At 65.0% G+C, this 18,938-nt stretch carries 14 protein-coding genes; 9 read left to right on the top strand and 5 right to left on the bottom strand.

Going from position 1 to position 18,938, the window contains the following annotated elements; translation table 11 throughout:
• Positions 1 to 7: 7 nt before the first annotated feature.
• From dnaE to nrdR, 3 genes are all read left to right on the top strand, one after another.
• Complete coding sequence (dnaE, locus tag ArtHe_RS04470) at positions 8 to 3,547, top strand: DNA polymerase III subunit alpha (RefSeq protein ID WP_282568712.1); 3,540 nt, start codon at positions 8 to 10, stop codon at positions 3,545 to 3,547.
• Positions 3,548 to 3,561: 14 nt separating this feature from the next.
• Complete coding sequence (hisD, locus tag ArtHe_RS04475) at positions 3,562 to 4,926, top strand: histidinol dehydrogenase (protein WP_248318948.1); 1,365 nt, start codon at positions 3,562 to 3,564, stop codon at positions 4,924 to 4,926.
• Positions 4,927 to 5,029: 103 nt separating this feature from the next.
• Entirely contained in the window at positions 5,030 to 5,527 is a 498-nt protein-coding gene (gene nrdR, locus ArtHe_RS04480; protein ID WP_066301252.1) for a transcriptional regulator NrdR, read from the top strand.
• A 60-nt stretch (positions 5,528 to 5,587) separates the two neighbouring features.
• On the opposite strand, the gene ppgK is transcribed toward nrdR, so the two are convergent.
• Positions 5,588 to 6,385, bottom strand: coding sequence for a polyphosphate--glucose phosphotransferase (ppgK, locus tag ArtHe_RS04485; RefSeq protein WP_066301249.1), 798 nt, complete (start codon positions 6,383 to 6,385; stop codon positions 5,588 to 5,590).
• 25 nt (positions 6,386 to 6,410) lie between these two features.
• Entirely contained in the window at positions 6,411 to 7,289 is an 879-nt protein-coding gene (gene map, locus ArtHe_RS04490) for a type I methionyl aminopeptidase (protein ID WP_248318949.1), read from the bottom strand.
• 104 nt (positions 7,290 to 7,393) lie between these two features.
• On the opposite strand from map, the gene ArtHe_RS04495 reads away from it, so the two are divergent.
• Positions 7,394 to 7,555, top strand: coding sequence for an SPOR domain-containing protein (locus ArtHe_RS04495; protein ID WP_151723923.1), 162 nt, complete (start codon positions 7,394 to 7,396; stop codon positions 7,553 to 7,555).
• 10 nt (positions 7,556 to 7,565) lie between these two features.
• Here the strand turns inward: ArtHe_RS04495 and panB are convergent, their stop codons facing one another.
• Positions 7,566 to 8,420 (bottom strand): 3-methyl-2-oxobutanoate hydroxymethyltransferase, encoded by an 855-nt coding sequence (panB, locus tag ArtHe_RS04500; RefSeq protein WP_248318950.1) that lies wholly within the window; start codon positions 8,418 to 8,420, stop codon positions 7,566 to 7,568.
• Between the two features lie 161 nt (positions 8,421 to 8,581).
• Here panB and ArtHe_RS04505 point away from each other — a divergent pair, with 161 nt between their 5' ends.
• From ArtHe_RS04505 to ArtHe_RS04520, 4 genes are all read left to right on the top strand, one after another.
• A complete protein-coding gene (locus ArtHe_RS04505; protein ID WP_066301238.1) occupies positions 8,582 to 9,922 on the top strand; it encodes a glutamine synthetase family protein in 1,341 nt (446 codons plus the stop codon).
• A 13-nt stretch (positions 9,923 to 9,935) separates the two neighbouring features.
• The gene (locus ArtHe_RS04510; protein ID WP_248318951.1) at positions 9,936 to 12,959 is read left to right on the top strand and encodes a bifunctional [glutamine synthetase] adenylyltransferase/[glutamine synthetase]-adenylyl-L-tyrosine phosphorylase; all 3,024 of its coding nucleotides are present in this window, start codon (positions 9,936 to 9,938) and stop codon (positions 12,957 to 12,959) included.
• Between the two features lie 101 nt (positions 12,960 to 13,060).
• Positions 13,061 to 14,533 (top strand): amino acid ABC transporter substrate-binding protein/permease, encoded by a 1,473-nt coding sequence (locus ArtHe_RS04515; RefSeq protein ID WP_248318952.1) that lies wholly within the window; start codon positions 13,061 to 13,063, stop codon positions 14,531 to 14,533.
• Positions 14,530 to 15,258, top strand: a complete 729-nt coding sequence (locus tag ArtHe_RS04520) for an amino acid ABC transporter ATP-binding protein (protein WP_066301233.1) — start codon at positions 14,530 to 14,532, stop codon at positions 15,256 to 15,258. Before ArtHe_RS04515 ends, ArtHe_RS04520 begins: the two co-directional genes overlap by 4 nt.
• 106 nt (positions 15,259 to 15,364) lie before the next feature.
• Here the strand turns inward: ArtHe_RS04520 and ArtHe_RS04525 are convergent, their stop codons facing one another.
• Positions 15,365 to 16,495, bottom strand: a complete 1,131-nt coding sequence (locus ArtHe_RS04525; protein WP_248318953.1) for a serine hydrolase domain-containing protein — start codon at positions 16,493 to 16,495, stop codon at positions 15,365 to 15,367.
• A 125-nt stretch (positions 16,496 to 16,620) separates the two neighbouring features.
• A complete protein-coding gene (gene glnA / locus ArtHe_RS04530; RefSeq protein ID WP_066301230.1) occupies positions 16,621 to 18,045 on the bottom strand; it encodes a type I glutamate--ammonia ligase in 1,425 nt (474 codons plus the stop codon).
• 264 nt (positions 18,046 to 18,309) lie between these two features.
• On the opposite strand from glnA, the gene ArtHe_RS04535 reads away from it, so the two are divergent.
• On the top strand, positions 18,310 to 18,759 hold the full coding sequence (locus ArtHe_RS04535) for an RDD family protein (protein WP_248318954.1): 450 nt from the start codon (positions 18,310 to 18,312) through the stop codon (positions 18,757 to 18,759).
• Positions 18,760 to 18,938: the final 179 nt, after the last annotated feature.

Genomic DNA, 18,938 nt, shown 5'->3' on the forward strand with positions numbered 1-18,938 from the left:
TGGTTAGGTGGCTTCAGTAACTAGTTCGTCGAAATCGTTTGTCCATCTTCACAACCACACCGAATACTCCATGCTGGACGGTGCCGCGCGGCTGACCGACCTGTTCAGCCACGCTGATGAGCTGGGCATGAATGCGCTGGCGACGACTGACCATGGGTTCGTCTTCGGTGCCTTCGACTTCTGGAACAAAGCCAGGAACTCCGGCATCAAGCCGATCATCGGCGTCGAGGCCTACCTGACGCCGGGCACGGCCCGCCAGGACAAGACCCGTGTGAAGTGGGGCGGCGGCGGACGCGACGACGTCTCCGGTGCGGGTGCCTACACCCACATGACCATGTGGGCTGAATCCACCGAAGGCATGCACAACCTGTTCCGCATGTCCTCGCTGGCCTCCCTGGAAGGCCAGCTCTACAAGCCGCGCATGGACCGGGACCTGCTGCAGACCTACGGCAAGGGCCTGATCGCCACGACCGGCTGCCCGTCGGGTGAAGTGCAGACCAAGCTCCGTCTGGGGCTCTACAAGGAAGCCGTGCAGGCTGCCTCCGACTTCCGGGATATTTTCGGCACGGAGAATTTCTTCTGTGAACTCATGGACCATGGCCTGGACATCGAACGCAGCGTCCAGGCGGACCTGATCAAGCTGGCCCGCGAACTGAACCTGCCGCTGGTGGCCACGAACGACCTCCACTACACGCACGCCGAGGATGCCAAGGCCCACGCCGCCCTGTTGTGCGTGCAGTCCGGTTCCACCCTTGCGGACCCCAAGCGGTTCAAGTTCGACGCCGACGAGTTCTACCTCAAGTCCCCGGCCGAGATGCGGGCCGTGTTCCGCGACTACCCGGAAGCCTGCGACAACACACTGCTGATCGCCGAGCGGTGCGACGTCGAGTTCAACACCAAAGCCAACTACATGCCGCGGTTCCCGACCCCCGAGGGCGAGAACGAGGAGTCCTGGTTCGTCAAGGAAGTCGAAAAGGGCCTGCAGTTCCGCTACCCGGGCGGCATCTCCGACGACGTCCGCAAGCGTGCCGACTACGAAGTCGGCATCATTGCCCAGATGGGCTTCCCTGGCTACTTCCTGGTGGTGGCCGACTTCATCAACTGGGCCAAGAAGAACGGCATCCGTGTTGGTCCGGGCCGCGGCTCCGGCGCCGGTTCCATGGCCGCCTACGCCATGGGCATCACCGACATCGATCCGCTGCAGCACGGCCTGATCTTTGAGCGGTTCCTGAACCCGGACCGCGTTTCCATGCCTGACTTCGACGTCGACTTCGATGATCGGCGCCGTTCCGAAGTGATCCACTACGTCACCGAGAAGTACGGCGACGAGCGCGTGGCCATGATCGTTACCTACGGCACGATCAAGGCCAAGCAGGCGCTGAAGGACTCCTCCCGGGTGATGGGCTACCCGTTCTCCGTGGGTGAGCGCCTGACCAAGGCCATGCCGCCGGACGTGATGGGCAAGGGTCTATCCCTGGCTGATGTGCACAACAAGGAAGCCAAGCGGTACGGCGAGGCCGAGGAACTGCGGGAACTGCTGCGCACCGATCCCGATTCCCAGCGCGTGTTCGAAACCGCACTGGGCCTTGAGGGCCTGAAGCGCCAGTGGGGCGTGCACGCCGCCGGCGTGATCATGTCCTCGGACCCGCTCATCGACATCATCCCGATCATGCGCCGTGAACAGGACGGGCAGGTCATCACGCAGTTTGACTACCCAACCTGCGAAGGCCTGGGGCTGATCAAGATGGACTTCCTCGGGCTGCGGAACCTGACGATCGTCTCCGACGCCGTGGAGAACATCAAGGCCAACCGCGGCGAGGACCTGGTCCTGGAAGACCTGCCGCTGGATTTGAAGGAAGCCTACGAACTGCTGGCCAGCGGCGACACCCTGGGCGTGTTCCAGCTCGACGGCGGGCCCATGCGGTCGCTGCTCAAGAGCATGCGCCCGGACAACTTCGAAGACATCTCAGCCGTCATCGCCCTGTACCGTCCCGGACCCATGGGTGCCAACTCGCACACCAACTACGCGCTGCGCAAAACCGGGCTGCAGGAAATCACTCCGATCCATCCGGAGCTCGAGGAACCGCTGGCGGAAATCCTGGACACCACCTACGGCCTGATTGTCTATCAGGAGCAGGTGATGGCCATCGCCCAGAAGGTGGCCGGCTTCAGCCTCGGCCAGGCAGATATCCTCCGCCGCGCCATGGGCAAGAAGAAAAAATCGGAGCTGGACAAGCAGTATGCCGGTTTCCACCAGGGAATGGTCGACCGCGGCTACTCCGAGGCCGCCATCAAGGCGCTCTGGGACATTCTGCTGCCCTTCTCCGACTACGCCTTCAACAAGGCCCACTCCGCCGCATACGGCGTGGTGTCCTACTGGACTGCCTACCTGAAAGCGGTCTATCCGGCCGAGTACATGGCCGCCCTGCTCACCTCTGTCGGTGATGACAAGGACAAACTGGCCATGTACCTGAACGAGTGCCGCAAGATGGGCATCACCGTGCTGCCGCCGGACGTCAACGAGTCCTCCGTGAACTTCACCCCTGTCGGCAAGGACATCCGCTTCGGTATGGGTGCCATCCGCAACGTCGGTGCCAACGTGGTCCATGCCATGGTTGGTGCCCGGGAGGAGAAGGGCGCTTACACCAACTTCAAGGACTTCCTGATGAAGGTCCCGGCGGTGGTCTGCAACAAGCGGACCATCGAATCCCTGATCAAGGCTGGCGCCTTCGACTCCATGGGCCACGCCCGGCGGCCGCTGGCGATGATTCACGAAGAAGCCATCGACTCCGTGGTGGTGCTCAAACGGAACGAGGCCGTGGGCCAGTTCGATCTGTTCGCCGGGATCGGCGAGGCCGAACCCGAGGCCTCCATCAGCATCGACATTCCGGACCTCCCCGAATGGGAGAAAAAGGACAAGCTGTCCTTCGAACGGGACATGCTCGGGCTCTACGTTTCCGATCACCCGCTGCAGGGCCTGGAAGGCATCCTGAGCCAGCACGCCGATTCCTCGATTACCTCGATCGTGGGGGAGGAAGGCCCGCAGGACGGCGCCATCGTCACGATTGCGGGCATGATCACCTCCCTCCAGCGCCGGATCGCGAAGAACAGCGGCAACGCATATGCCCGCTGTGAAATCGAAGACCTCGCCGGCTCCATGGAAGTGATGTTCTTCGGCCAGGTGTACGGTCCGATCGCCGCCGTGCTGGCGGAGGACCTCATCGTCGTCGTCCGCGGCCGGCTGCAGCGCCGGGACGACGGTGCTGTAACCCTGAACGCGCAGGAACTTACCGTTCCGGACCTCAGCGAGGGGCATTCGGGACCAGTGGTTATCTCGATGGCGACCTACAAGGCCACCGAAACCGTGGTCACCCAGCTGGGTGACGTCCTGCGGACCCATCCCGGAACGTCCGAGGTGCAGATCAGGCTCAACGGCAGCCGCACCGTGGAGGTCATGAAGCTGGGCGTGGACATGCGCGTTAACCCGACGCCGTCACTCTTCGGTGACTTGAAAGTCCTGCTGGGACCGGCGTGCCTCGATGGCTAGGTAGAATGGAAGATGTGACTTCCTCCACCCCAGATGTACGTTCCGACCAGCCGTATTCGGCCCTGCGCACTATCGACCTGCGCGGCAGGGAGCTTTCCCCGGCAGAGCTGAAGGCGGCCATGCCGCGGGCCGAGACCACCACTGACGCAGCCGCTGACGCGGTGACCGCGATCATTGGCGACGTCCGCACCCGGGGCTTTGCCGCCCTGGCCGACCTGGCGTCGAAGTTCGACGGCGTTGAGCAGACGCATCCGCTGGTCCCGCGGGAGGCGCTGCGCGCTGCCCTGGACAGCCTGGACCCCGAGGTACGCGCCGGCTTGGAAGAATCCATCCGCCGCGCACGGATGTTCGCCGACGCTCAGCGTCCCGGTGACGTAAAGGTTGCCATTGCCGACGGCGCCACGGTCACCCAGCGCTGGGTTCCGGTTCGCCGGGTGGGACTGTATGTTCCGGGCGGCTTGGCCGTCTACCCGTCCTCCGTAGTGATGAATGTGGTGCCCGCGCAGGCAGCCGGGGTGGCCTCGCTGGCGCTGGCTTCTCCGCCCCAGAAGGAATTCGGCGGACTGCCGCACCCAACCATCCTGGCGGCCGCGGAACTTCTCGGCATTGACGAGGTCTACGCCGTCGGCGGTGCCCAGGCCATCGCGGCGTTCGCCTACGGCATCCCCGCAGCTGCCGGCGGTCCGGCGCTGGAACCGGTCGACGTCGTCACCGGACCGGGCAACGTCTTCGTTGCGACCGCCAAACGGCTGGTCAAGGGAGTCGTCGGCATCGACGCCGAGGCCGGCCCCACCGAGATCGCCGTGCTGGCCGATGCCACGGCCGATCCCCGGCTCGTGGCTGCGGACCTGATCAGCCAGGCCGAGCACGATCCCAATGCAGCCTCCGTCCTTGTCACCGATTCGCCGGAGCTGGCCGACGCCGTGCGGGCCGAACTGGAGGTTCAGGTTCCGGCGACCAAACACTCAGAGCGGGTGCGCACGGCGCTGGCGGGAGGGCAGTCCGCCGTCGTGCTGGTGGACGGCCTGGACGCCGGAATCGCTGTCTGCAACGCTTACGGCGCCGAACACCTGGAGGTCCAGACCGCTGATGCCGCGGCGGCTGCCGCCCGGATCACCAGCGCCGGAGCGGTCTTCGTAGGCAGTTACAGCCCGGTCAGCCTCGGCGATTACTGCTCCGGCTCCAACCATGTGCTCCCCACCGCCGGAACCGCGGCGTTTTCCTCCGGCCTGAACGTCACCACGTTTATGCGCGCCATCCAGGTCATCGACTACAGCCGGGACGCCCTGCGTGAGGTGAGCGGTCACGTGGTGGCGCTCTCCCGTGCGGAGGACCTGCCCGCCCACGGCGACGCGGTGAGTATCCGCTTCGCAGGGTAGTGCGCGCCGCAACGTCCTGCTGTCGGCTGTAGATTAGCCCTAAGACAGCTTTTGAACGGGGTGCGCGAAGCACCCCGCCGCATGCGCTTGAAAGGACCGAGGAATGTACTGTCCGTTCTGCCGGAACGCTGACTCCCGGGTTGTGGACAGCCGTCTGGCCGATGACGGTTCCGCGATCCGCCGCCGCCGGCAATGCCCGGAGTGCGGCCGGCGGTTCAGCACCGTGGAGACCACCAGCCTCAGCGTCATCAAACGTTCCGGGGTGGCCGAACCGTTCAGCCGCAGCAAGGTGATCAACGGTGCCCGCAAGGCCTGCCAGGGCCGTCCGGTGAGCGAGGATGACCTGGCGCTGCTGGCCCAGGAAGTCGAGGAGACCATCCGCGCCTCCGGGGTGGCGGAGATCCAGGCGCACGAGGTTGGCCTGGCCATCCTGCAGCCGCTGCAGAAGCTGGACCAGGTGGCCTACCTCCGGTTCGCCAGCGTCTACCAGTCCTTCGAGTCACTCGAGGACTTCGAGGCTGCCATCGCGGCGCTGCGGGCCGAGTCGGCGCGGCTGGGCAGCGTCCCGGCCGGCGCCCAGCGCCCGCTCACAGCTCAGTAGCCAGGCCAGCGCAGTAAACCCCGGCCGCCGCCGTGCGGCGCCCGGGGTGCGCAGGGAGAGTTACTTCAGGTATTTGAAGTGCAGGGCGGCCTGGAGAGCCGCTCCGACAATGCCGGCGTTGTTTTTCAGGTTGGCGGTCACCATCGGCGTGCGCAGGTCCAGCATCGGCAGGAAGTCTTCGCTGCGCTTGGAGATGCCGCCGCCGACGATGAAGAGGTCCGGGGAGAACAGGAACTCCACGTGGGAGAAGTAGCGCTGCAGGCGCTTGGAGTACTCTTCCCAGGAAATATCGTCCCGCTCCCGGGCTGAGGCCGAGGCACGCGTCTCCGCGTCGTAGCCGTCAATTTCCAGATGCCCGAGTTCGGCATTGGGCACCAGGTTGCCGTTGGAGATCAGGGCCGATCCGATGCCGGTGCCCAGCGTGATAACCAGGACCGTTCCCTGGACGCCCTTGCCGGCACCGTAGCGGGCCTCAGCCAGGCCGGCGGCGTCGGCGTCGTTCATTACCTGCACTTCGCGGTTCAGTGCCTTGGTGAGCAGGGCATCGACGTCGGTGTCCACCCAGCTCTTGTCCACGTTTGCCGCCGAGCGGGCCACGCCGTGCTGGATGATCGCGGGAAAGGTGACGCCAACCGGAACGTCGCTGCCTGGGCCGTCCGTGCGGGAGGAAAGCTCGGCAACGATCTGGCCGACGACGCCCGCCACTGCTTCGGGAGTTGCCGGCTGAGGAGTGGGAATCCGGAAGCGTTCGCCGATGAGCTTGCCCTTGGCAAGGTCGACGATTCCGCCCTTGATTCCTGTGCCGCCGATGTCGATCCCGATGACGGCGTCGTGCTTGGTTTTATGCTTCTTGGCCATGGTTCTCCAGTGCTAGGGCGTAACGCTACGGCAGGGTCAGGATTTCAGCACCGCTGTCTGTGACGAGCAGGGTGTGTTCGAACTGTGCGGTGCGCTTCCGGTCCTTGGTGAGCACGGTCCAGTTGTCGTCCCACATGTCCCACTCAACGGTCCCGAGAGTGAGCATAGGCTCAATGGTAAACACCATCCCGGTTTCGATGAGCCGGCTGTAGGCCGGCGCGGCGTCGTAGTGCGGAATGATGAGGCCGGTGTGGAAGGCCTCGCCCACACCATGGCCGGTGAAGTCGCGCACCACGCCATAGCCGAAGCGCTTGGCGTAGGACTCGATCGCCCGGCCGATGACGTTGATTTCGCGGCCCGGCATAACCGCCTTGATCGCGCGGCGGAGGGATTCGGCCGTCCGCTCGACCAGGAGCCGGGATTCTTCATCAACGTCACCGACCAGGAAGGTGAAGTTCGTGTCGCCGTGGACCCCGTTGATGTAAGCGGTGATATCCACGTTGACGATATCCCCGTCCTGCAGCACGGTCGTGTCGGGGATGCCGTGGCAGATCACCTCGTTGACAGACGTGCAGATCGACTTGGGAAAATGCCGGTATCCGAGGGTTGAGGGGTATGCCCGGTTATCCAGCAGGAACTCATGGGCCACGGCGTCCAGCGCGTCGGTGGTGACGCCGGGCTGGATGTGGTTGCCGACCTCCACGATGGCCTGGGCAGCGATCCGGCTGGCAATGCGGATCTTTTCGATCGTCTCCGCGGTCTTTACCTCGGATCCGGTGAATTTCGCCGGTGCGTCCTTGTCCACATACTCCGGACGGGGAATCGAGGACGGAACGCGGCGGCGGGGGCCGACCGTTCCGGGCTGGAGGCGTCCAAGAGGTGCTGTGGCAATATTCTGGGGCATAGTATCGATCTTATCGCCAGCGCTTCGTGCCGCCGCATGGACCGGACAATGTGCACTGTCTGTCAGCCTATCCGGGGCACGGGCGCCTAACAGAAGGAGGGCCCATGGCCGAGTACTGGTTCAACGTGCAGACCCACGAAGTCGAGGTTGGCCCGCAGTCGGACTGGACAAAGCTGATCGGCCCCTACCCGACGCGGGAAGAGGCCGAACTGGCGCTGCAAAAGGTCAAGGCCCGGAACGAAGCCTGGGATAAGGACGAAGACTGACCTGGTCGGGCTAGAAGCTGTGCTCCGGGCCCGGGAAGGTGCCGCTGCGTACCTCGTCGGCAAATTCACGGGCGGCAGCTGAGAGCACCGAGCGCACATCGGCGTAGGCCTTCACGAAGCGGGGGGCCTTGCCGCTGCCCATTCCGGCCATGTCCTGCCAGACCAGCACCTGCCCGGTTGTTGCGCTGCCCGCGCCGATGCCGATGGTCGGGACCGGAACGGCGGCGTCCACTGCGGCGGCCACTTCGGCCGGGACCATTTCCATCAGGACACAGAATGCTCCGGCCTCCACGAGGGCGGTGGCGTCATCCACCACGGCCTGCGCAGCGGAGCCGCGGCCCTGGACTTTGTATCCGCCCAAGGCATGCTCGCTCTGCGGTGTGAAGCCGACGTGCGCCATCACCGGGATGCCGGCAGCAGTCATCGCCCGGACGTGGCCGGCATAGTGTGCGCCGCCTTCCATCTTGACCGCCTGGACGCCGGCTTCCTTCATCAGCCGGACCGAGGACTCGATGGCCTGGGCGGGGGAGACCTCGTAGGACCCGAACGGCAGGTCGCAGACGATCAGGGCACGCTTGGCACCGGCCGAGACGGACTTCGCAAACACGATCATCTCGTCCAGCGTGATCGGCAGCGTCGTGTCATGGCCCATCACGTTGTTCGCCGCGGAATCGCCAATCAGCAGGGTCTCAATACCGGCTTCGTCGAAGATCGCAGCCGTGTACTGGTCGTAGGCGGTGAGCATGGCGAATTTTCCGCCGCTGTCCTTGAGCTGCTGGAGGTAGGAAATCCGTACGCGCTTGGGCGGAACAGGGGTCTGGGCCGTGTGGGTGCCGTACGGTTTGGGTTGTTCAGCGCTGGTCATCCTCTGAGCCTACTAAACCCGGGGCCGGACGTACGGCCCGCCAGCTGTTCAATGCCGCGCGTAATGTCCGGCCACACCACCCTCCTGGGCCGGAAAACCGGTCATGGCTGGGTAGAGTAATTTCAGATCCGCGAAAGCGACCACAGCGAAAGAGGTAAGGCATGAACCGCCAGCAGGAATTCGTTCTGCGAACGATCGAAGAGCGCGATGTGCGGTTCGTCCGGCTGTGGTTTACCGACGTCGTGGGTTCCATGAAATCCGTGGCGCTGGCACCCGCCGAAGTGGAGGGCGCCTTCGAAGAAGGGCTGGGGTTTGACGGTTCCTCGATCGAGGGCCTGGCCAGGGTCTTCGAATCGGACATGCTGGCCCAGCCGGATCCCTCCACTTTCCAGATTCTGCCCTGGCGCGGTGACGAGGAGCAGACCTCCCGGATGTTCTGCGACATCCTCACCCCGGACGGCCAGCCTTCCGCCGCGGACCCCCGAAACGTCCTGAAGCGGCAGCTGGCCAAGGCCGCTGACATGGGCTTCACCTGCTACACCCATCCGGAGATCGAGTTCTACCTGTTGAAGTCGGACCAGCCCGGACCCGACGGCGAACCCGTTCCCGTGGACCAGGCAGGCTACTTCGACCACGTTCCCGGCGGCGTGGCCCAGGATTTCCGCCGCACAGCCGTATCCATGCTGGAAGCCGTTGGCATTTCAGTGGAGTTCAGCCATCACGAGGCCGGGCCCGGGCAGAACGAGATCGACCTGCGCTACGCCGACGCACTGCAGACGGCGGACAACATCATGACCTTCCGGACCGTGGTCAAGGAAGTTGCGCTGATGACCAACTGCTACGCGACCTTCATGCCCAAGCCGTTCACCGCCCACCCCGGATCCGGGATGCACACCCACTTCTCCCTCTTCGAGGGCGATTCCAATGCCTTCTTTGAAGCCGGAGCCGAGTTCCAGCTGTCCTCCACAGCCCGCCAGTTCATGGCCGGCATCCTTCGGCACGCACCGGAATTCACGGCGGTAACCAACCAGTTCGTGAACTCCTACAAGCGTCTCTGGGGCGGCGGCGAAGCTCCCAGCTACCTGTCCTGGGGACACAACAACCGCTCGGCCCTGCTCCGCGTACCGCTGTACAAGCCCGGTAAGGGACAGTCAGCACGGATCGAATACCGCGGTATTGATTCCGCGGCCAACCCGTACCTTTCCTACGCCGTGCTGCTCGGCGCCGGCCTGAAGGGGATCGAGGAAGGCTACGAACTGCCGCCGGGTGCCGAAGACGACATCGAGTCTCTGAGCGCCGCTGAACGCCGCGCCATGGGACACGCGCCGCTGCCCTCCAGCCTCCACGACGCGATCCGCGTGATGGAGGATTCGGAACTGGTGGCGGACATCCTGGGCGAGCAGGTGTTCGAGAACTTCCTGCGCAACAAGCAGGCGGACTGGAACGAGTACCGGCAGCAGGTCACCGCCTTCGAACTGAAGAAGAACCTGAGTATCCTCTAGCGAAAGCGCTGCCATGAGCCTGACCAGACGCCTGATCGCAGCCGGATTCACCGACCTGGAGAAGAGCGAAAGGTTCCTTGGTGCGCCCGAACTCGCCGGGATCGACGGGGAGAGGCTGTTTGCCGGGTTTACCCGGGCGGCCAACCCGGATATGGCTCTGCAGTCCCTGGTACGGCTGCTGAGCCGGGTTCCGTCCCTGGGCGACCTGGTTAACGCCGGGCCGGACCGCAGCGAGGCCCTGTTCCGGGTGCTGGGGGCCTCCGAGGCCCTGGCCGAATTCGTGATGCGGCATCCGGAGAACGCGGATCTCCTGGATACGGAACTCTCCGCCGAGCCTCCGGAAGTTCCGGCCCGGGCCCTGCGGGCCTCGCTGCTGGAGTCTGTCCGGGCCGGAACCGGCCCGAACCCGGTGGCCGGGCTGACCGGGACAGATGCCTACATCCAGCTGCGGACACGGTACCGCCGCCACCTGCTGGACCTGGCGGTCCGGGACCTGGGTGCTGCCTCCCCGGAGGACATCATGCCCGCCGTAGGCCGGGAGCTCGCGGATCTGGCCGGCGCCGCGCTGGAAGCAGCGCTGGCCGTTTCGCGGGCCGAACTTGCAGGATCCTTCCAACCCGCCGACGTATCGGCGGTGCGCCTGTCCGTCATTGGCATGGGCAAATGCGGTGCCAGCGAACTTAACTACATCTCCGACGTCGACGTTATCTATGTGATCGACGCGCCGGACCTGGATGAAACCCTGGCCAGCCGGATCGGCACCGCAATGGCCGCGGGAATCTCGCGGGTCATCAACGCTTCGGCACCGGAACCCGGACTCTGGGACGTGGATGCGAACCTGCGGCCGGAGGGCAAGGACGGGCCCCTGGTCCGGACCCTGGACTCCCACCTGCACTACTACCAGCGCTGGGCGCACACCTGGGAGTTCCAGGCCCTGCTCAAGGCCCGTGCGGTTGCCGGCGATCCGGAGCTGGGGCGGCGCTACGAGGATGCGGTGGCACCGCTGATCTGGTCCAGCTCGGAGCGGGAGAACTTTGTCGAATCCGTCCAGGACATGCGCCGCCGGGTGACAGAGAACATTCCGTCCCACGAGGAAGCGCGGCAGATCAAGCTGGGCCCGGGCGGCCTGCGCGATGTGGAGTTCACTGTCCAGCTGCTCCAGCTGGTCCACGGCAGGGTGGATGAAACGCTGCGTGTGCAGACCACCACGTCCGCGATCGCCGCGCTGAGCGAGGGCGGCTACATCGGCCGGGGCGATGCCGCGGACCTCGACGCCGCCTACCGCTACCTCCGGGTGCTGGAGCACCGCATCCAGCTGGTGCACATGCGCCGAACCCATCTGATGCCGGAAGCCCCCTCCGCCCTGCGGGCACTGTCCAAGTCCTCAGCGGGTTCGCTGCAGCTGGTGCGGCCCAGTGCGGAGCGGCTGCTGGAAACCTGGCAGCGGACCAAACGGCTGGTGCGCCGGCTGCATGAGAGCATTTTCTATCGTCCGCTTCTGAACACTGCCTCCAACCTCTCCGAGGATGAAGTCCGGCTCACCCCCGAAGCCGCCCAGGCCCGCCTGGCTGCGCTGGGTTATGCCGATCCCAAGGGCGCCATGCGGCACATTGAGGCGCTGACCAAGGGGATCAGCCGCCGGGCGGCCCTGCAGCGGCAGCTGCTGCCGGTGCTGCTCGGCTGGCTGGCCGACGGCGTTGACCCCGACGCCGGGCTGCTCGGCTTCCGGCGGCTGAGCGAATCACTGGGGGACAGCCACTGGTACCTGGGGATGCTGCGGGACTCATCGGCGGCGGGGGAACGCCTCTGCCAGATTCTGTCCTCGAGCCGGTTCATCACCGACCTGCTGGAAGTTTCCCCGGAGTCCACGGCCTGGCTGGGTACCGACAAGGACCTGGCACCGGTCGGTTTCGACGCCCTGTGGCAGGAGATGCGCGCCAAGATGTCCCGGCACCCCCGGCCCGGGGAAGCGGTGCGGCTTATCCGGCTGATCCGCCGCAGGGAGATGCTCCGTATCGCCCTGGCCGACAGCGCCGGCCTGCTCTCCCAGGAGGAAGTGGGCAGGGCCCTGTCGGACAATGACCGCGCCGCCGTCCTGGGGACGCTGCACGCGGCGGAGAACGAGGTGTACGGCACGGAGGAACAGCTCACCGACATGCTGGTGGTGGCAATGGGCCGCCAGGGCGGGCGGGAAATCGGCTACGGGTCCGACGCCGACGTGCTCTATGTCCACCGGCCCCTTCCCGGAGCGGATGCCCAGGCTGCCCAGCGGCAGGCGGAGCGGATCGTCGGACAGATTTCGTCCCTGCTGCAGCAGCCCTGCCAGCCGGCGGTCCTGGCCGAACGGGTGCTGGAGCTCGACGCCGGGCTGCGTCCCGAGGGACGCCAGGGACCGCTGGTGCGCACGCTCGACTCCTACGCCGGGTACTACGAACGCTGGTCGCAGGCCTGGGAGGCCCAGGCCCTGCTCCGGGCCCGGCCCATGGCCGGGGATGACCGGTTGGCCGAGGACTTCATCTCGCTCATCGACCCGCTCCGCTATCCGGAGTCCCTGGATACAGCTGATGTGCGTGAGATCCGGCGGATCAAGGCCCGGGTTGAGTCTGAGCGGCTCCCGCGCGGGGCCGATCCCTCCCGGCACATCAAGCTGGGCCGCGGGGGACTCAGCGACGTCGAGTGGCTGGTCCAGCTCCTGCAGCTGCAGTATGCCCGTTCCTACCCGGCGCTGCGCACCACTGCGACGCTCGCGGCGCTGGACGCGATCGGCGACGCAGGGTTCCTCCCGGCCACTGATACGCAGATCCTGAGGGAGAGCTGGCTGCTGGCCAGCCGGATCCGTTGCGCAAATGTGATTCGCGGTGGACGAAACGCCGACGTGCTGCCATCTTCCCGCCGCGAACTCGAGGCTGTAGCCCGGTGGTGCGGCTACGCCGCAGGTCAGGGCGGGGTTTTGGAAGAAGATTATCTCCGGCTGACGCGGCGCGCACGCGGCGTCTTTGAGCGCTATTTCTACGGATACGGTGTCGAAGAGGACTGAGCAGCGGGCCCGGCGGTAATTTGGGTGCCCGCATTCCTAGTAAGGTTTTTTCTGGCGTTTGCTGCGCATCGCCGCGAACCATTAGCTAGGAGACGTTTACTTTGCACAGTGGCAAACGGGCGCTGAAAGGCCCCGCCTCACTCGCGGTTCCCCTCACCAGCCTGCTGGCGGCCTTGGCGCTGCTCCTGGGCATCCCTGCATCCGGGGCCTTCGCGGCCACGCAGGAGCCTGGCGGCGTAGAGGGTAAGACCTACACCATCGGCACCGATACTACGTTCGCACCCTTCGAGTTCCGGGAAAACGGCGAACTCGTGGGCATCGACATGGACCTCGTCAACGCCATCGCGGAAGACCAGGGCTTCGACGTCGAAATCCGTTCGCTGGGCTTCGACGCCGCACTTCAGGCCCTGCAGTCCAACCAGGTGGACGGCGTAATCGCCGGTATGTCCATCACGGAGGAACGCCAGAAGGTCTTCGACTTCTCGGACCCGTACTTCGAGTCCGGCATCCAGATGGCCGTAGCGGAGAACAACAATGATGTCTCCGGATATGAGGACCTCGAAGGCAAGCGTGTTGCCGTCAAGACCGGTACCGAAGGCCAGGCCTTCGCCGAGTCCATCAAGGACCAGTACGGCTTCGACGTGATTGCGTTCGCCCAGTCCGCGCAGATGTACGACGACGTCAAGGCCGGCTCCTCTGTCGCGGTCTTCGATGACTATCCCGTACTGGCCTACGGCATCAAGTCCGGCAACGGACTGAAAACCGTCACGGAAAAGGAAGCCGGTTCCTCCTACGGCTTCGCCGTTAACGCCGGCACCAACCCGGAGCTGCGGGAAGCGTTCAACGCCGGGCTGGCCAACCTGCAGGAAAGCGGCGAATACGAAGAGATCATGGACCGCTACCTGGACGCCGGCGCTGCCGACTCCAGTTTCTGGTCCCTGGTCGCAGACAACGCTCCGGCCTTCGCCAAGGGCCTCGGCCTGACCCTGCTGGCCACGGCACTCTCACTGTTCTTCGCGCTGATCCTGGGCGTGATCTTCGGTTTCTTCAAGGTCAGCTCCAAGGTGGTACTGCGCGGTATTGCCACCACCTACGTAAGCATTTTCCGCGGCACTCCGGTGCTGGTGCAGGCGTTCTTCTTCTACTTCGGCCTTCCGCAGCTGATCGGGCAGCCGGTCGACGTGCTGACTGCCGGGGTACTGACGCTGAGCCTGAACGCCGGTGCGTACATGACGGAGATCGTCCGCGGCGGCATCCAGTCCGTGGACCCGGGCCAGATGGAAGCCGCCCGCAGCCTCGGCCTTGGCTACGGCAAGACGATGCAGAAGGTTGTCATTCCGCAGGCCATCAAGATCATGACGCCCTCCTTTATCAACCAGTTTGTGATCACCCTGAAGGACACCTCGCTGCTGGCCGTCATCGGCTTCGCCGAACTGACCTACCAGGCGCAGCAGATCTACGCGGTGAACTTCCGTACCGCGGAGGTGCTGCTGATCGTCGCTGCCCTGTACTTCATCGTCATTACGCTGCTGACCAAGCTCGCGGACGTCCTGGATAAGAGGTTCAACAAGTGACCAAGATTCAAACCATCGGGCTGCGCAAGTCCTACGGATCCAACGAGGTCCTCAAAGGCCTGGACGTGTCCATCGCCGAGGGCGAAGTCGTGTGCGTGATCGGCCCGTCCGGCTCCGGCAAGTCCACGTTCCTGCGCTGCCTGAACAAGCTCGAAGACATCACCGCCGGCAAGGTCGTGGTGGACGGTTTCGACCTGACCGATCCCAAGGTCGACCTCAACAAGGTCCGCCAGCAGATCGGGATGGTGTTCCAGCACTTCAACCTCTTCCCGCATATGAGCGTCCTGCAGAACATCATGCTTGCGCCCGTGGAGCTGAAGAAGGGTTCCAAGGCCGAAGTGCGGAAGAATGCCCTCGCCCTGCTGGAACGTGTGGGGCTCGCCGACAAGGCGGATGCCCGCCCGGCACAGCTCTCCGGCGGCCAGAAGCAGCGAGTGGCGATCGCCCGCGCGCTGGCCATGAAGCCGGATGTAATGCTGTTCGACGAAGCCACCTCCGCGCTGGACCCGGAAATGGTCGGCGAGGTGCTGCAAGTCATCCGTGACCTGGCCAAGGAAGGCATGACCATGGTTGTCGTCACCCATGAGATGGGCTTCGCCCGCGAAGTCGCTGACCGGGTGATCTTTATGGCCGACGGACACATCGTGGAGGAAAACGCTCCCGAAGCCCTCTTCGACAGCCCTGAGTCCCCGCGCCTGCAGGACTTCCTGGCCAAGGTCCTCTAGGACTCCACAGAAGCAGCAATAGCAACAGCGCACGACGGCGGTGCGGTGGACGGTCTCAACAGGCCGGCACCGCACCGCCGTCGTTCCTGTTTGCGGATCTTCCTGCTTACCGGTTCCCGCCTGCGCGCAGAGCCCCGAACGGTTCCCAAAACCAGTCGAAACCGTCCGCGGGACCGGTGAGGAAACGCTGGGTGAACAGGACCCCGAGGTCCCCGTTCGGATAGACAGCGGCGCAGGTTCCCGAGCCCCCGGCCCATCCCCACATTCCAGGTTCCGACCACGGCGGCCCGGGAGCGGTCTGGACGGCCGTGAGGTAGCCCCAGGACTCGTCCAGGCCGGCCATGTCGGTGAATCCGGTGCGCTGGGTTTCTGTCAGCTGGCCGGAGGTCATCTCGTCCCGCAGCCCGGATGGGAGAAGGACGCCGTCGGCCAGCGCCGTCAGGAACCTCAGATAGTCGGGAACCGTGGAGATGAGGCCGCCGGCCAGCGACTCGAACGCCGGTGCTGCCGCGAACGCGTCCCGGTAGGCTTCCGCTTCCACCACCCCAGTGCCTGTGACCTCGTAGACGGCGGGGAACTGCTCACGCCCGGTAGCGAATCCGGTTCCGGTCAGGCCGAGCGGACCGGTGATCTGCTCGGCGAGCAGCTGACCCACTGACTTTCCGGCGGCCCTGGCGAGCAGGACTGAGAGCACATCGGCCCCCGCGTGGTACATCCATCGCTCGCCCGGCTGGGCCGCCAGCGGAAGGGCGCCCAGACGGGCCAGGTAGGTATCCGGGTCCATCGCAGGAGGATTTGGTCCCCACAGGAAGTCCCGGGTTGCCGCCGAATAGGGAGTCTGCCCGAAGTCCACCCCGAAGCCTGCGGTGAAGGTCAGCAGCTGGCGGAGGGTGATCGGCCCGCGGGCCGGAACGGTGCTGGAAAGCGGCGCATCGGGGGAGGTCAGCACCTGCAGCCCTGCCAGTTCGGGGAGCCAGCGGGCGACGTCGTCGTCCAGTTCCAGCATCCCGTCCGCTACCAGCCGCAGCGCCAGGGCACCGCCCACCAGCTTGCTCAGGGATGAGATCCGGAACGGCGTCTCTTCGGTCATTGGCTGGGAATCCTCAAAGCCGCAGCTGCCCAGGGCCAGGATTTCCGTCCCGCCGCCGATCCGCACGCCGGCCACCAAGCCGGGACACCAACCGGAGCCGATCTGGGCCTGCAGGGCCTGCCGCAGGCCGTTGCGTGTTTCAGGCATGGCCCTACCCTGCCCGTGGTCCAGGCTCTGGTCAACGGAAGAGCCGTGCGGGACGAAGAAGGCCCGCGCAGCAGGAGCTGCACGGGCCTTCTTGCTATCGGCGTTGAACGCCGGACGGGGGAGTCTTAGACGCCGTAGTAGAGCTCGAACTCGAAGGGGTTCGGGCGCAGTGACAGCGGGAAGATTTCCTGCTCGCGCTTGTACGTGATCCAGGCATCGATCATGTCCTGGGTGAACACGCCTCCGGCCTGCAGGAACTCGTTGTCGGCTTCCAGGGCCAGCAGGGCTTCCTCAAGGGAGCCCGGAGCCTTCTGGATGTGCTTGGCCTCTTCGGCGGGGAGCTCGTAGAGGTCCTTGTCGATCGGGTCAGCCGGCTCGATGCGGTTCTTGATGCCGTCCAGGCCGGCCATCAGCTGTGCAGCGAAGGCGAGGTACGGGTTGGAGGAGGGGTCCGGAGCGCGGAACTCAATGCGCTTGGCCTTCGGGTTGGACCCGGTGATGGGGATGCGGATACCGGCGGAGCGGTTGCCCTGCGAGTACACCATGTTGACGGGAGCTTCGAAGCCCTTGACCAGGCGGCGGTAGGAGTTCACCGTCGGGTTGGTGAAGGCCAGGACGGCGGAAGCGTGCTTGAGCAGGCCGCCGATGTACCAGCGGGCCAGATCGGACAGGCCGGCGTAGCCCTTCTCGTCATAGAAGAGCGGCTCGCCGCCGTTCCACAGCGACTGGTGGCAGTGCATGCCCGAGCCGTTGTCGTTGAAGACCGGCTTCGGCATGAAGGTGGCGGACTTGCCCCAGGCATCGGCAACGTTCTTGACGATGTACTTGAACTTCTGCAGGTCATCGGCTGCGTGAGTCAGCGTGGTGAACTTGTAGTTGATTTCGGCCTGGCCGGCGCCGCCCACCTCGTGGTGGGACCGCTCAACCTCAAGGCCGGCGTTGTCCAGCTCGACGCAGATCGCGTCGCGCAGGTCAGCCTGCTTGTCCACGGGGGAGACCGGGAAGTAGCCGCCCTTGAAGGGGGTCTTGTTGCCCAGGTTGCCGCCCTCTTCCTCGCGGCCGCTGTTCCACGGTGCTTCGATGGAATCAACCTTGTAGAAGCTGCCCTGCGGAGCGGATTCGTACTGGACGTTGTCGAAGATGAAGAACTCCGCCTCAGGAGCAAAGAAGGCGGTGTCCGCAATGCCGGTGGAGGCAAGGTAGGCCTCGGCGCGCTCGGCGACGCCGCGCGGATCGCGCAGGTAGGGCTCGCCGGTGCGCGGGTTCACGATGGAGAAGTTCAGCGCGAGGGTCTTCTCGATGCGGAACGGATCCAGGAACGCGGTGGTCACATCGGGAATCAGCTGCATGTCCGATTCGGCGATGCCCTGGAAACCGCGGATGGAAGAACCATCGAAGAGCTGGCCGTGGATGAAGAAGTCTGCGTCAACGGACTTAGCCGGCACATTGAAGTGCTGCTGCACGCCGGGCAGATCGGTGAACCGGATGTCGACGAACTTCACATCTTCGTCAGCGATGAACTTGAGGACCTCGTCCGCAGTCTTGAACATCGTGTCTATGCTCCTTATAAATGTTTGGGTGGCAAGGCCCCGGGCGGTGGACCTGTCCAGGCACCGGGCGGAAAATCCGCTGATCCGGTAACTCCAGTAACTCTAAGCTGGCCCGATTACCCGCCCGTGTCGCAAATGTTTCCGCGACGTTACATACGCCGGGCCGTTTCCTCCACCCTAGCGTGTGCCCGGTCACCGGAGCACACCGGAGCCGCAGTCATGACGGCGGGACGGGGCACCGGCCGCAGCCGGTAGTCTTAAACCGTGGTTGACAGACGAAGCATAGGTTCATGGCTCCAGGGCCCGCCGTCCGATGAAGACAACTGGCCCGGCCGCCGGCTCGGCCGCCCCCGGACAGGTCCCGGATCCATTGCCCGGGTAGGTCCCCGGCTCGGCGCGCTCATCATCGACTGGGCACTGGCATCCCTCATCTCCTATGCGTTCTTCGGGGGAACAGCAACGGCTAACCTGCTGGTATTCGCCGTGGAGCAGATCATTCTGGTGAGCCTCCTCGGCTACAGCATCGGGCACCGGGTCTTCAGTCTCCAGGTGCAAAAACTGGATGGTTCAGCCGCAGGTCCCCTTGCCGGCGTCGTCCGTTCCGTTCTGATCTGCCTGGTGATTCCAGCCCTGATTTTCGACGCCGACCAGCGCGGCCTGCACGACAAGGCCATGAACACCGTCCTGGTCCGGGTAAAGCACGGGAACCGATAAGCCACTGACAGGACAAGGTACGTACCAGAGGGGGCCCCTAAGAGGGGTCCTCTCTTTGTATGTTCGGGTGCCGGGTGCCGGCCGGCAGCATTTCCAGCGAGGACAGGTCCGTGCGCGCTGGTTGGGACAAATCGGATGGAATGGGACTTCCCTGCCGTTGCGCGCGCCAGGGAAGTCCC

It is taken from the genome of Arthrobacter sp. Helios (genome assembly GCF_023167125.1).
GTDB classification, from domain to species: domain Bacteria; phylum Actinomycetota; class Actinomycetes; order Actinomycetales; family Micrococcaceae; genus Arthrobacter_B; species Arthrobacter_B luteolus.